Below are 13,023 nucleotides of genomic sequence, written 5' to 3'. Positions count from 1 at the left end.
CTCACTCGCCGGCCGGGGACGGGGCGGAGGGGGCGGGACTCGTCGGGACCAGGCTCATCGGGTGGTCGCCGGGGCGGTAGTCGTCGTCGAGCCGGTCGGGCAGGCCGAACTTCGCGAACAGCGCGGTGTCGAAGAACGCGTGCACGTGGGCGACGCGGGAGCCGTCCAGCTCGAGCACCTGCAGCTGGAACGGCGTGAAGCCGCCGTCGGCCATCCGCATGTACAGCCCGAACGCGGGCTGGCCGTTGGCCGACGTACGCAGCATCGGCATGTCGTTCCAGCCCCCGGGGCAGTGCTTGTCGATCAGCTCGCCGATGTTGTCCGGCCCGACGAACCAGTTCGTGAACGGCGGCATCTCCCAGACGGCCTCGCTCGTGAGCAGGCTGACGATCGCGTCGACGTCCTTGCGCCAGAACGCGTCGACGTACCTCTCGAGCAGCTGCTGCTGGGCCGGTGTCAGGTCGGGCTCGACGGTCTCCTCGGTGAGGCCGCGGCCGGCGAGCTGCGCGTGCGCGCGCTGGAGCGCGGAGTTGACCGCGGCCGAGGTGGTGTCGAGGGCCTCCGCGACCTCCGCAGCCGACCAGCGCAGCACGTCGCGCAGGATCAGCACGGCGCGCTGGCGGGCGGGCAGGTGCTGCAGGGCGGCGACGAACGCGAGCCGGATCGAGTCGCGCTCGGCGACGACGACGGCCGCGTCGGGGACCGGCTCGAGCCAGGCGATCTCGTGGTTCTCCTCGAGCGCGTCGCCGGCCATCGCGTCGGGGGTGCCGAGCCCGGCCGGCAGCGGCCGCCGGGGCCGGCCCTCGAGGTTGGTCAGGCAGACGTTGGTGGCGATCCGGTAGAGCCAGGTGCGCACCGAGGAGCGGCCCTGGAAGTCGGCCGATGCCTTCCAGGCGCGCAGGAAGGTCTCCTGGACCAGGTCCTCGGCCTCCTGCACCGATCCGGACATCCGGTAGCAGTGCGCGAGCAGCTCGCGCTGGTAGCGCTGGGTCAGCGTCGGGAAGTCACCGAGCTCGCTGCGCGCGGCCGCGGTCCGGCCCTCGGTCGGGGTGTCGGTCTGCGGATGGGTCGTCATCGGTGCCGCCTCGATCGCCGTCATGGGTCCAGCTCCTCGCGTCGTCCAGTCTGCCTCTGCCTACCGACCGGCGTCGACGCGGAAACTCATCGGACGGCGGGCGCGGCGATCTCGAGGGCGCGTCGGGCGGCGGGTACGGCGAGCTCGCGGTCGGCGGGCACCAGTCCGACCCGGGTGCGCCGGTCGAGGAGGTCGTCGACGTCGGCGGCACCCTCGTGGGTCACGCCGAAGAGCAGCTCGGCCAGCGTGACCGGGACGTGCGGGGCCACCGCGGCCAGCAGCTCCTCGTCGGCCAGGCCGCTGACCTCCCGGGCGCTCTCGAGGACCAGGGCCGCGTCGGTGCCGTAGCGGCGCACCAGCCGGCTGGGCAGCTCCAACGACGCCAGCTCCGCGCGTGGTGCGGCGCCGAGCAGCGGCAGCTCGCGGGTGCGGCACGGACTCGCCGCGAGGCCGGCCTGGGCGACCGCGGCGTCCACGGCGTCCTCGGCCATCCGGCGGTACGTGGTCAGCTTGCCGCCCACGACGGTGATGACGCCGGTGCTGCTGGTCAGCACGGCGTGCCGCCGGGACAGGTCCGCGGTCCGCGCGCCGTCTCCGTCACCGCCCAGGTCCAGCAGCGGGCGCAGCCCGGCGAACGTGCCGACCACGTCGGTGCGGTGCAGCTGGTGGGAGAACGCCGCCGAGACGACGTCGAGCAGGAAGCCGACCTCGGTCTCCGAGGCCTCCGGCACGTCCGGGATCTCCCCGTCGACCGGCTCGTCGGTGAGGCCGACGTACACCGTCCCGTCGGGCTGCGGGAGCACCATCACGAACCGGTTGGTCTCCCCGGGCACCGGGCAGAACACCGAGACCGTCAGGCCGGGCAGGGTCTCCTCGCGCAGCACCAGGTGGGTGCCGCGGCTGGGCCGCAAGGTGATGCCGTCGACCAGGCCGCCGGCCCACACCCCCGCGGCGTTGACGACGCTGCGCGCGGTGACGGTCGTCGTCTCGTCGCCCTCCGCGGACCGGGTCTCGTCGCGGAGCCGGACCGACGTGCCGGTGGCCTCCAGGACGCGGGCGTGCGTGCGGACCTGGGCGCCGTACGACGCGGCCGTGCGGGCGATCGTGATCACCAGGCGGGCGTCGTCCTCGAGCTGGCCGTCCCAGCCGAGCACCGCGCCCCGCAGGCCGGCCGGGCGCAGCGCGGGCACCAGGCTGCGCGCCTCGGTGACGGTCAGGTGCCGTGGCTTCGGGAGCGTCTCGGCGTCGGTGCGGGCGCCGCGGCGCAGCAGGTCGCCGGCCCACATGCCGCTGCGGGTCAGCCAGGTCTGCAGCCGGGTGACGCTGGAGCTCAGCGGCACCAGCATCGGCATCGGGTGGGTCAGGTGCGGCGCCGTGACCTCCATCAGGATGCCGCGCTCGACGGCGCTCTCGTGGGCGACGCCGACCTGTCCCTTGGCGAGGTAGCGCAGCCCACCGTGGACCATCTTCGAGGACCAGCGGGAGGTGCCGAAGGCCAGGTCGTGGGCGTCGACCGCGAGCACCGAGAGCCCGCGGCTGGCGGCGTCCAACGCGACCCCTGCTCCGGTGATGCCCAGGCCGATCACGACCAGGTCGACCTCGGTCGGGACGCCGGCGAGGCCGGGCGTGATCCGGCTGGTCGTCGTCGGGCCGGTCATGGCCGCAGCCCCCGGGTCAGGGCGAGGACGAGCTCGGCGTCGAGGTCCTCGACGGACACGTCGTCGTCGACCATCGTGTGCGCGGACAGCACGAAGCCGTGCGCGGCGAGCAGCATCGCGCGCGCCATCGCCACCGGGTCGCCGGCTCGGGCCGCGCCCTCGGCCTGGGCGTCGCGGAGGGCGGCGACCGTGCGCTCGAGGATGCTGTCCTGGGAGCGGCCGCGCCGGGAGAAGAGGTAGGGCAGGATCAGCTCGGGGTCCAGCTCGACGATGCGCACGAACAGCTCGTTCTCGCGCAGCCGCTGCACGGTCTGGACGATGTCGCCGACCAGCCGGTCCACGGTCGGCGCCGCGGGGTCCTCGTCGGCGAGGGAGTCGGCGACCACGCTGCCCCACTCGCGGGTCATCAGGTCGGCCAGCAGCCGGGGCATGTCCGCCCAGGTGCGGTAGATCGTCATCCGGGAGACTCCGGCCCGGCGGGCGACCTCGGTGAGCGTCGTACGCCGCCAGCCGACGTCGAGGATGCAGGCGCGCGCCGCGTCGAGATAGCCGTCCCGGGGCTCTGCTCGATCGGGAGCGTTGTGACGGAGTGACGTCATGTGTCACACTGTAACACGTGACCGTGAACCAGACCGAGATGCATCCGTCCCGCTGGGGCGATCCGACCCGCGCCCGCGCGCTCCCCGACGAGGCGCGCGGCCTGGTCGAGATGGTGTTCGGTGTCGACGACCGCCCCACCGTCGCGCACCCGGCCCTCGCGCCGTCCGCGCTCGCGCCCGACCTGGTCGCTGGGCTCGAAGAGGTCGTCGGCGTGGGCCACGTGCTGATCGACGACGCGACCCGGCGGCTGCGCACCCGCGGCAAGTCCACCCCGGACCTGCTCCGCGCCCGCGCCGGCGACCTCGCCGACGCCCCGGACGCCGTGGTCCGCCCCGGCAGCCACGACGAGGTCGCCGCAGTGCTCGCCTTCGCGGTCGAGCACCACCTGGCGGTGGTGCCGTTCGGCGGCGGTACGTCGGTCACCGGGGGGCTGGTCGCCCGCCGCGAGGGCTTCGCGGCCGTGCTCAGCCTGGACCTGGTGCGGATGAAGCGGCTGCTCGCGGTCGACCACGTCTCGATGACGGCGACCCTCGAGCCCGGCCTGCGCGGCCCGGAGGCCGAGGCGCTGCTGGCCGCCGAGGGGATGACGATCGGGCACTTCCCGCAGTCCTTCGAGTACGCCAGCCTCGGTGGCTTCGCCGCCACCCGCTCCAGCGGCCAGTCCAGCGCCGGGTTCGGCCGCTTCGACGCGCTGGTCGTCGGGCTGACCGTGGCCACCCCCCAGGGCCGGATCGTCCTCGGCACGGCACCGGCCAACGCCGCGGGCCCGGACCTGCGCCAGCTCTTCCTCGGCTCGGAGGGCACCCTCGGGGTGATCACCTCCCTGACCCTGCGGGTCCGGCCCGTGCCGGCGGTGCAGGTGTACGAGGCCTGGCGCTGGCCGTCGTTCGCCGACGGTGCCACCGCCATGCGGACCCTGGCCCAGGCCGGGCTGCTGCCCACGGTGCTGCGGCTCTCCGACGAGTCGGAGTCGGCGATCAACCTCGCCGACCCGGCCGCGATCGGCGGGGAGTCTGCGGGAGGCTGCCTGATGGTCGTCGGTTTCGAGGGCGAGCCGGCCGCGGTCGAGGCGAAGCGGTCCGCCGTCACGGCGGTCTTCGAGGGCCTCGGCGGCACCGGCGTCGGCACCGGCCCGGGGGAGAAGTGGGCACACGGGCGCTACGACGCGCCGTACCTGCGTGACTCGCTGCTCGACGCCGGGGTGCTCGTGGAGACGTTGGAGACCGCGACGTTCTGGTCGAACCTCGACCGCCTCTACACCGGCGTGAAGACCGCGCTCGAGACCTCCCTCGGCCAGCCGTCGCTGGTGCTCTGCCACATCTCGCACGTCTACGAGACCGGCGCCTCGCTCTACTTCACCGTGGCCGCGAAGGAGACCGACGACCCGCTGGGCCAGTGGCGGGTGGCCAAGGCGGCCGCCAGCGACGCGATGCTCGCGGCCGGTGCGACGATCACCCACCACCACGCGGTCGGCACCGACCACTTGCCGTGGTTCGAGCGCGAGATCGGCCCCGTCGGCGTCTCGATCCTGCGGGCGGTCAAGGCCGACCTGGACCCGACCGGGGTGCTCAACCCGGGGGTGCTGATCCCGTGAGCGCGCCGGAGAGCCGCAGGGCGTTCACGTTCCTGGTCAACCCGTCCTCGGGCGGCGGCGCCGCGCCGGAGGCCGTGGTGCCGGTGGCCCGGCTGCTGCGCGAGGGCGGCGCGACCGTCGACGTCACCTACTCGCCGGGGCCGCACGCGATGGTCGAGCTGGTCGACCAGGCCGTCGGCCGCGGCGACGTGGTCGTCTCGGTGGGCGGCGACGGGATGCTCTCCTCGCTCGCCGGTCTCGTGTCGGAGCGCGGCGGCGTCCTCGGCGTGCTGCCCGCCGGCCGCGGCAACGACTTCGCCCGGATGCTCGGCCTCCCCGAGGACGCCGAGGGCCAGGCGCGGCTGCTGCTGGAGGGCGCCGTACGCCACGTCGACCTGATCGCCGTCACCGGCCTCGGGCGGGCGCGCCGGGTGGTCGCCGGGTCGGTCTACGCCGGCGTCGACGCCCGCGCGACCGAGATCGTCGACCGGGCGACCTGGCTGCCGCGCCGGTTGCAGTATCCCTATGCCGCGCTCCGCTCGCTGGCGACCTACCAGGCCGGGCGCTACGTCGTCGCCGTCGACGGCATCGAGCACACCTACACCGCGGCCACGGTCGTGGTCGCGAACTCCGGCTATTACGGCAGCGGGATGAAGATCGCGCCGGCCGCGTCGGTCGAGGACGGCCGGCTCGACGTCGTCGTGATCGAGGCCGCCTCGCGGGTCGCGCTGATGCGCTCGCTGCCCAAGGTGTACGACGGCTCCCACGTGGCCCTGCCCGAGGTCACCGTGCTCACCGGCACCCGGGTCGAGCTGCGCGGCACGTCGCGCTCCGCCATCCCCGTCGGCGGCGACGGCGAGCCGCTCGGCCCGCTCCCCACCCTCGACGCCGCCCCCGCCGCCGTCGAGATCCTCCCCGGTGCGCTCGCCGTCCTGGCCTGACTCGCCGCTCAGCTGTAACGCCCTGTTACCCACTCTTCCGACCATGCTGCAACACGGGGGAAGAAGGGGTAAACGGGCGTTACAGCGGAAGGGAGGGCGGGGACGGGCTCACCCGAACGACCACACCATCAGCTCGGTCGGCACCGCCGCGGTCACCGCCAGCCCGGGCTGGTCGACGATCCGGAACGCGTCGCCGTCGGCCAGTGGCTCGGCCAGCGAGGACCGGGTGAGCGCGCCGCCCGCGACGAACACGTGCTGGCGCGGCTCCTCGGGAAGGATGACCGTGTCGCCCGCGCCGAGCCGTGCCACCCGCAGCGTCGCCGCGCCGACCCGGACCACGTCGACCAGCCGGCCCGGCTCGAGCTCGACGGCGCGGGCGGAGTACGCCGGCGGCGTACCCGGCTCCTCCGGAGTGAGCCAGGCCTGGACGAAGCGGACCGGCCCGTCGGGGCCGGCGAGCTCGGAGTGGGTCACCCCGGTCCCGGCCGACAGCACCTGCACGACCCCGGGCGTCACCACCGCCGAGTGGCCCGCGGAGTCCTCGTGCCGGAGAGCCCCGGAGAGCACCCAGGTGACGATCTCGAGGTCGCGGTGCGGGTGGCTCTCGAAGCCGGCGCCGGCACCGAGCCGGTGGTCGTCGTGGCAGACCAGCGGGCCGAACGAGACGTTGTCGGGGTCGTAGTGCTCGCCGAAGGCGAACGAGTGCCGGGTGAAGAATCCGGCCCCGCGGGTGAGGTACCGATCAGTTCCCCGGCGGATCTCGACGCTCACCGGCATCATTGTGCCGTGCCCCCCGCGTCCCCCGACAGCTCCCCCGGCAGCCGCTCCGGCAGCCCTGCGGGCAGCTCCCTCCCGCAGCTCCCTCCCGGCTTCCGGTTCGGCACCAGCACGGCGTCGTACCAGATCGAGGGCGCGGCGACGGAGGACGGCAAGGGCCCCAGCGTGTGGGACACCTTCACCGCCGAGGAGGGCCGGATCGTCGACGGCTCGAGCGGAGCGGTCGCGTGCGACCACTACCACCGCTACGGCGAGGACGTGGCGCTGATGAAGCGCCTGGGCGCCGGCGGCTACCGCTTCTCGCTGTCCTGGCCGCGGATCCAGCCCACCGGCTCGGGTCCGGCGAACCCGAAGGGCCTGGACTTCTACGACCGCTTGATCGACGAGCTGCTCGCCAACGGCGTGCAGCCGATGGCCACCCTCTACCACTGGGACCTGCCCCAGGCGCTCGAGGACGACGGCGGCTGGCTGAACCGCGCCACCGTCGACCGCTTCGCGGAGTACGCCGCGATCGTCGGGGAGCGGTTCGCCGACCGGGTCGAGCACTGGATCCCCGTCAACGAGCCCAACGTCGTGATGATGATGGGCTACGCGGTCGGCTTCCAGGCGCCCGGCCGGACGCTGATGTTCGACTCGATGCCGGTCGCCCACCACCTGCTGCTCGCGCACGGCCGCGCCGCAGTCGAGCTGCGCGCCGCCGGCGCCACCAGCATCGGCTGCGCCAACAACCACTCGCCGATGTGGCCGGCCAGCGACGACGAGGCGGACGTCGGTGCGACCAAGCTCTTCGACGCGTTGTGGAACGGCATGTTCACCGAGCCGATGCTGCTCGGCCGCTACCCCGCCGACCTGCAGCCGCTGATGGCCGACGTGGTCTGCGACGGCGACCTGTCGGTGATCCGCCAGCCGCTCGACTTCTACGGCGTCAACTACTACCACCCGTTCAAGATCGGCGCCGCCCGCGAGGACGCCGAGATGCCCTTCGAGTTCCGCGAGCTGGTCGGCTACCCGACCACGGACTTCGGCTGGCCGGTGGTGCCCGACGCGTTGCGCGAGTGGCTGATCACGCTGCGGGCCCGCTACCGGGCCGCGCTACCGCCGATCTACATCACCGAGTCCGGCTGTTCCTACAACATGGGCCCCGACGAGTTCGGCGTCGTCGACGACCAGCCGCGCATCGACTACCTCGACGCCCACCTGCGGGCGGTCGCGACCGCCTGCCAGCGCGGCGTCGACGTACGCGGCTACTACACGTGGTCGCTGATGGACAACTTCGAGTGGTCCGAGGGCTACACCCAGCGCTTCGGCCTCGTGCACGTCGACTTCGACACCCAGGTGCGCACCCCCAAGCGCTCCTTCCAGTGGTACGCCGACGTGATCGCCCGGCAGACCCGCTCCGTGGGCTGACGCGCGTCACATGCCGGGCGGTCGGCGTCAGATCGAGTGGCGCACGGCCATCGTGGCGCGCACGGCGTCCTCGTCGAAGTCCTCGCCGAGCCAGTCGAACAGCCCGCGCAGGGCCGCCGGGTCGGCGACGTACTCGTCGTAGTGGACCCGGTACGCCGCGTCGCCGAGGGAGTCGGCCAGGGCGAGGATCTGCCGCTCGATGTCGGCGAGGTGGGCGGACTTGTCCTCGCCCTCGGCCCACCACTTGCTCTTCAGCACGTCCGCGTGGTTGCGGGTGTTGACCAGGAACCGGGCGCCCGGGAAGACCTCGCGCAGCCACGCGACGTACTCCTCGAGGTCGGCGTGGTACCAGCGGATCTCCTTGAAGCCGGTGACCCGGGTGTCCTCCTTGGGCCGCAGCACGGTGTCGGTCGCCAGCCGGCGCAGCTGACGCACGGCGCGCTCGGGCGGGTACCCGGCGATCCCGAAGAACGGATGCGTCGGCTGGCGCAGCTTCTTCCTCGGTCCGCGGCCGCTCTCGGTGCGCATCGTCTTGTCGAAGAGGAACAGGTGGTGCAGGGCGTCGCGGTTCTCGCCGCGGATCAGGTAGCCCGGCAGCGTGTTGAGCACGCCCATCAGCAGGGTGGAGCCGGAGCGCCCGTAGGTGACCACGAACAGGTACCTCAGGTCCGATCGCGGCATGCTGTGGAGTCTAGAGTGACCGCCATGTCTGCCGCCCGCCTCCGGCTCGCTGCTCTCGTGGTCGCCCTCCTGCTCGTGGCCGCACCCGTCGTCTTCGGCCTCGTCGACGGGCGCACCGGCGTGCTCGTCGGGCTCGCGCTCTCCGGCGCGGTGGCGGCCACCGGCGTGTGCGGGTACGTCGTCCTGCGGCGGGTGGAGGAGCGGTTGCGCGGCCTGGAGCGCGGGATCGCGCGGGCCCAGCGGCCCGACCGGCAACCGGGCCGGCCGGGCCGGCCGGGCCAGCCCGGCAAGCAGGGCAAGCAGGGCAACCAGGGCCGGCGCGGTCGGGGCGCCGCGCGGCCGCAGCTGCCCAAGGGCCTGGTCACCCAGGCGCACCTGAAGAAGGAGCGCGACCAGGTCGCCAAGCGGGTGCAGGACATCACCAACCTGTTCGACATGGTCCCGATCCGCGCCGGCATCCCGCCGCTCGGCCTGTGGACCGCCTCGGCCGACCTGCTGGTCGCGCTGGTGGACCGGTTCGTCGAGACCCGGCCGGCCACCGTGGTCGAGGGCGGCAGCGGCGTCTCGACCGTGGTCCTCGCCCTGGCCGCTCGCGAGCACGGCATCGCGACCCGGATCGTGGCGCTCGAGCACGACCCCGACTGGGCGGACTCCACGCGGCGACTGCTCGCCCGGCACGGCGTCGCGGAGTACGCCGAGGTGCGGGTCGCGCCGCTCGGGCCGACGTCGCTGCCCGACCACCACACGCCGTGGTACGACGAGTCCGCGCTCGCCGACCTCTCCGAGGTCGGGCTGGTCCTGGTCGACGGCCCGCCGGAGGGCACCGGGCCGCGGGCCCGCTACCCGATGGTCCCGCTGCTGCGCGACCGGCTGGCCCGGACCTGCACGATCGTCGTCGACGACACGTCCCGCCCGGGTGACGCCGACGTGGTGGACCGCTGGCGGCCGCTGCTGCCGGACTTCGAGTTCGAGACGCTGCGCCTGGACAAGGGCGCGGCCGTCCTGACCCGGACCTGATGCTCGCCGACCTCGCCGCACCGGCCCTGGTGCTCGTCGGCCCCGGGGTCGACCTGGCGACCGGCTCCGGCCCGGTGCCCGAGGGCGTGACCCGCGTGGCGCTCGGGGACGAGGTCCCGGACGGGGTCTGGGCCAGCGTGCTCCTGGCGGTCGCTGACGAGGCCGCGCTGCGGGTGGCCGTCTCCCGGCTGCCCCGCCTCGGCCGGACCAAGCACGTCGGGTGCCACCTGGCGTCGGCGACCGGCCCGGTGACCACGGTGCTCCGTCCGGAGTGGCCGCCGCTGGCCAACCTGGTCGCGGAGACCGCGGACGGCGGCGCGCACACCCGGCTGACCTTCCGGCGACCCGCCCCGGCCGGGCCGGTGCTCGTCGAGCTCGCACGGCACACCGGCACCCGGGTCGTGACCGGCAACCACGGGCTGGTCGTCACCGGTGCCCCGGTGCCGGTGGACCCGACCGCCGTCACCGACGAGGTCCCGGCCGCGGTGGTCGTCGGCGGCCGCGCCGACCTGCCCGAGCACCCGGTCCTGGGCCGGGCGCCGGTCGCGCTGCACCTGCGCGGCGAGCCGGCCGGCCCGCTCGACGAAGCCCCCCTCGATGAGGCCCTGCTCAACCCGGTCGGCTTCCGCCGCGACTGGGACCGCGGGCCGGTCCCGCTGCCCGCGGGCGACCCGACCCCGGAGCTGGTCGCCGCCGTCCGCGACGCCCAGGCCGTCGTGGTGCCCGACGACGCAGATCCCCGCACGGTGGCCGGGCTGGCGATGGCCGGTGTGCCGCTGCTCGGCGCTGGCTACCCGGGCATCGACCCGGTCGACCCGGCCGACCTGGACGACCCGCTGCGCCGCGAGGAGCACTCGGTCCGGCTGCGCCGGGCCGCCCTGCGCGAGCACTCGCACCTGGCCTGGCGGCACCGGGTCGCCCGGCGCGCCGGGCTGCGGGCAGCGGCGTACCCCTCGGTCAGCGTGCTGTTGCCGACCCGCCGACCCGAGCAGCTCGCCTTCGCGCTCGACCAGGTCGCCCGCCAGCGCGGCGTCGCCGAGCTCGAGCTGGTGCTGGCCACCCACGGGTTCGAGGCCGACCCCGGGCTGGTGCGCGAGCGGCTGGGCGAGCGGCCGGTCACGCTGCTGCCGCTGCCGGCCGACACGGTCTTCGGTGACGTGCTCCGCGCCGCGACCGACGCCGCCACGGGCGACGTGGTCGTGAAGATGGACGACGACGACTGGTACGGGCCGGACCTCCTCGCCGACCTGCTGCTCGCCAAGCACTACTCCGGCGCGGACCTGGTCGGCACGCCCGCGGAGCTGGTCTACCTGGAGCCGATCCGCACCACCGTGCGCCGCCGCGGCCCGAGCGAGAGCTTCGGCGCCGTGGTCGCCGGCGGCACGATGACCCTCGACCGGGCGCTGCTGCGCGCGGTGGGCGGGTTCCGCAGCGTCCCGCGGCACGTCGACGCCCGGCTCCTCGAGGACGTCCGCGCCGCGGGGGGCAGCGTGTACCGGACCCAGGGCCTCGGGTACGTCCTGCGGCGTACGACGCACGGCCACACCTGGGACACCGGACTCGGCTACTTCCTGACCCGGCAGAGCGTCGCCGCGCAGTGGCGCGGCTTCCGGCCCAGCAGACTCCTGGAGGCAGGGTGATCGACCAGTGAGCGACCAGCCCCGGGTGCGCCGCAACGACTGGGGCACCCTCGACGCGCCCGCCCTCGGCCGGTGGGAGCCGACCCGGTCGGTGTCCGTGGTGATCCCGGCGTACGGCGCGCAGCGGCTGCTCCCCTACGTGCTCGCCGGCCTCGCCGCCCAGACCTACCCGGCGCACCTGCTCGAGGTGGTGGTCGCCGACGACGACCCGGCGCGCCCCCTCGAGCTGTCCGAGCTGACCGGGCCGCGGCCCGAGCGCACCCGGATCGTGCGCGTCGAGACCGGCTGGGGCCGGGCCAACGCCTGCCACACCGGCGCCCTCGCCGCCGACGGCGAGGTGCTGCACTGGCTCGACGCCGACATGCTGGTCGAGCCCGAGGAGGTCGAGGCCCAGCTGCGCTGGCACCACCTGATCGACCACGCGGTCGTGCTCGGGCACAAGTGGTTCGTGGACCCGGATTCCTTGCTGGCAAGGGATCCCGACGCGAGCGGGCGGATGCACGAGGTGTTCGCCACTGCCGAGAAGGAGCGGCACTGGGTCGAGGACGTGTGGGACCGGACCGACGACCTGCGCACCGCCGGCCCGCGCGCCCTGCGCACCCACGTGGGCGCGACGGCGTCCCTGCGCCGGACGCTGTACGACGAGGCCGGCGGCATGGACACCGGCCTGCGGCTCGGCGAGGACATCGACCTCGGCTACCGGCTGGCCGAGTGCGGTGCGGTCTTCGTCGCCGACCGGGAGGCGCGCAGCTGGCACCTGGGCCGTTCGCACCAGCAGAGCCGCCAGGAGGAGGTCAACGACTACAACACCCACTTCCTCGCCGACCGGGTCCCCGACCTGCAGCCGCAGCGCCGCCGCGGCCGGCTCTACTCCGTGCCCTACCTCGAGGTGGTGCTGGACACCCGCGGCCTGGACCACACGGCGGTGATCGCCACCGTCGACTCGGTGCTCGGCTCCTCGCTCACCGACCTCTCGGTGACGCTGCTCGGTGACTGGTCGCGGATCACCGAGGAGCGCACCCACCCGCTCGACGACGAGCAGCGGGCGCCGCGGCTGGTGCGGGCGGCGTACGCCGGCGAGCCCCGGGTGCTGCTCGCCGAGTCGTCGGGCCGGCGCCGCGGCCAGTTCCGGCTGGTGCTCGCCAACGCCGACTGGGCGCCGACGCCCGAGACGCTCGGCACGCTGGTGCTGCACCTGGAGCGCACCCACCACGGCCTGCGCCAGGTGCTGATGGCCGACGGCTCGGTGGCGCGGGTCGAGCGGACCGCGGCGTACGCCCGGGCCGCCAAGGTGGCCGGCCCCGAGGGGAATCCCGCCGACCCCGAGCGCCTGGACGACCTGGTCGACGAGCTGTTCGGGTCGTGGTGGGTCGAGGGCGGGGACGCCGGGTTCGAGCCCAGCGTGACGATCAAGCGGCCGCGGCTGCGCGGCACCGCCGGGCCGGCCCAGGACCCGGCCGAGTCCTGGCGCGAGCTCGGCGGGACGGGCGGGGGATCCCCGCAGCAGAAGGGCAGGAGGGCCGGGGCGCAGCAGGGCAAGCAGGCGGCGCAGCAGGCCGGGCAGCCGGCCCAGCCGGAGCCCCGGCGGCAGGCCCCGGCGCGCCCCGGGCGGTCGAGGATCGGTTCGCTCCTGCGCCGCGGGCGACGCTAGATT

The 13,023-nt window shown here is 74.5% G+C and carries 11 protein-coding genes; 6 read left to right on the top strand and 5 right to left on the bottom strand.

From position 1 onward, the window contains the following. Window position 1 precedes the first annotated feature (1 nt). The 3 genes from NOCA_RS24710 to NOCA_RS24700 all read right to left on the bottom strand — a co-directional run bounded on the left by NOCA_RS24710 (window position 2) and on the right by NOCA_RS24700 (window position 3,332). Entirely contained in the window at window positions 2-1,099 is a 1,098-nt protein-coding gene (locus NOCA_RS24710; protein ID WP_011758016.1) for a sigma-70 family RNA polymerase sigma factor, read from the bottom strand. Between the two features lie 62 nt (window positions 1,100-1,161). Continuing rightward, window positions 1,162-2,733 (bottom strand): glycerol-3-phosphate dehydrogenase/oxidase, encoded by a 1,572-nt coding sequence (locus NOCA_RS24705; RefSeq protein ID WP_011758015.1) that lies wholly within the window; start codon window positions 2,731-2,733, stop codon window positions 1,162-1,164. After that, complete coding sequence (locus NOCA_RS24700) at window positions 2,730-3,332, bottom strand: TetR/AcrR family transcriptional regulator (protein ID WP_011758014.1); 603 nt, start codon at window positions 3,330-3,332, stop codon at window positions 2,730-2,732. Before NOCA_RS24700 ends, NOCA_RS24705 begins: the two co-directional genes overlap by 4 nt. A 17-nt stretch (window positions 3,333-3,349) precedes the next feature. Between NOCA_RS24700 and NOCA_RS24695 the strand changes: the two genes are divergently transcribed. Beyond that, on the top strand, window positions 3,350-4,927 hold the full coding sequence (locus NOCA_RS24695; protein WP_238383396.1) for an FAD-binding oxidoreductase: 1,578 nt from the start codon (window positions 3,350-3,352) through the stop codon (window positions 4,925-4,927). Then, on the top strand, window positions 4,924-5,847 hold the full coding sequence (locus NOCA_RS24690) for a diacylglycerol/lipid kinase family protein (RefSeq protein ID WP_011758012.1): 924 nt from the start codon (window positions 4,924-4,926) through the stop codon (window positions 5,845-5,847). Before NOCA_RS24695 ends, NOCA_RS24690 begins: the two co-directional genes overlap by 4 nt. 108 nt (window positions 5,848-5,955) lie before the next feature. On the opposite strand, the gene NOCA_RS24685 is transcribed toward NOCA_RS24690, so the two are convergent. Then, complete coding sequence (locus NOCA_RS24685) at window positions 5,956-6,618, bottom strand: pirin family protein (protein ID WP_049774494.1); 663 nt, start codon at window positions 6,616-6,618, stop codon at window positions 5,956-5,958. Window positions 6,619-6,633: 15 nt separating this feature from the next. On the opposite strand from NOCA_RS24685, the gene NOCA_RS24680 reads away from it, so the two are divergent. Next, window positions 6,634-8,031: a GH1 family beta-glucosidase gene (locus tag NOCA_RS24680; protein ID WP_011758010.1), complete on the top strand. Its 1,398-nt coding sequence runs from the start codon at window positions 6,634-6,636 to the stop codon at window positions 8,029-8,031. 27 nt (window positions 8,032-8,058) lie between these two features. Here the strand turns inward: NOCA_RS24680 and NOCA_RS24675 are convergent, their stop codons facing one another. Further along, entirely contained in the window at window positions 8,059-8,712 is a 654-nt protein-coding gene (locus NOCA_RS24675) for a sulfotransferase (protein ID WP_049774493.1), read from the bottom strand. A 24-nt stretch (window positions 8,713-8,736) separates the two neighbouring features. Between NOCA_RS24675 and NOCA_RS26195 the strand changes: the two genes are divergently transcribed. The 3 genes from NOCA_RS26195 to NOCA_RS24660 are packed head-to-tail and all read left to right on the top strand — an operon-like array spanning window position 8,737 to window position 13,020. Continuing rightward, complete coding sequence (locus NOCA_RS26195) at window positions 8,737-9,729, top strand: class I SAM-dependent methyltransferase (protein WP_011758008.1); 993 nt, start codon at window positions 8,737-8,739, stop codon at window positions 9,727-9,729. Next, on the top strand, window positions 9,729-11,369 hold the full coding sequence (locus tag NOCA_RS26190; protein WP_011758007.1) for a hypothetical protein: 1,641 nt from the start codon (window positions 9,729-9,731) through the stop codon (window positions 11,367-11,369). Before NOCA_RS26195 ends, NOCA_RS26190 begins: the two co-directional genes overlap by 1 nt. Window positions 11,370-11,376: 7 nt before the next feature. Further along, entirely contained in the window at window positions 11,377-13,020 is a 1,644-nt protein-coding gene (locus tag NOCA_RS24660) for a glycosyltransferase (protein WP_011758006.1), read from the top strand. Window positions 13,021-13,023 lie beyond the last annotated feature (3 nt).

The sequence above is a fragment of the Nocardioides sp. JS614 genome (assembly GCF_000015265.1).
Taxonomy (GTDB): domain Bacteria; phylum Actinomycetota; class Actinomycetes; order Propionibacteriales; family Nocardioidaceae; genus Nocardioides.
The sequence above is the reverse complement of the archived record's forward strand: the minus strand, read 5'-3'. Positions and strand labels throughout refer to the sequence as shown.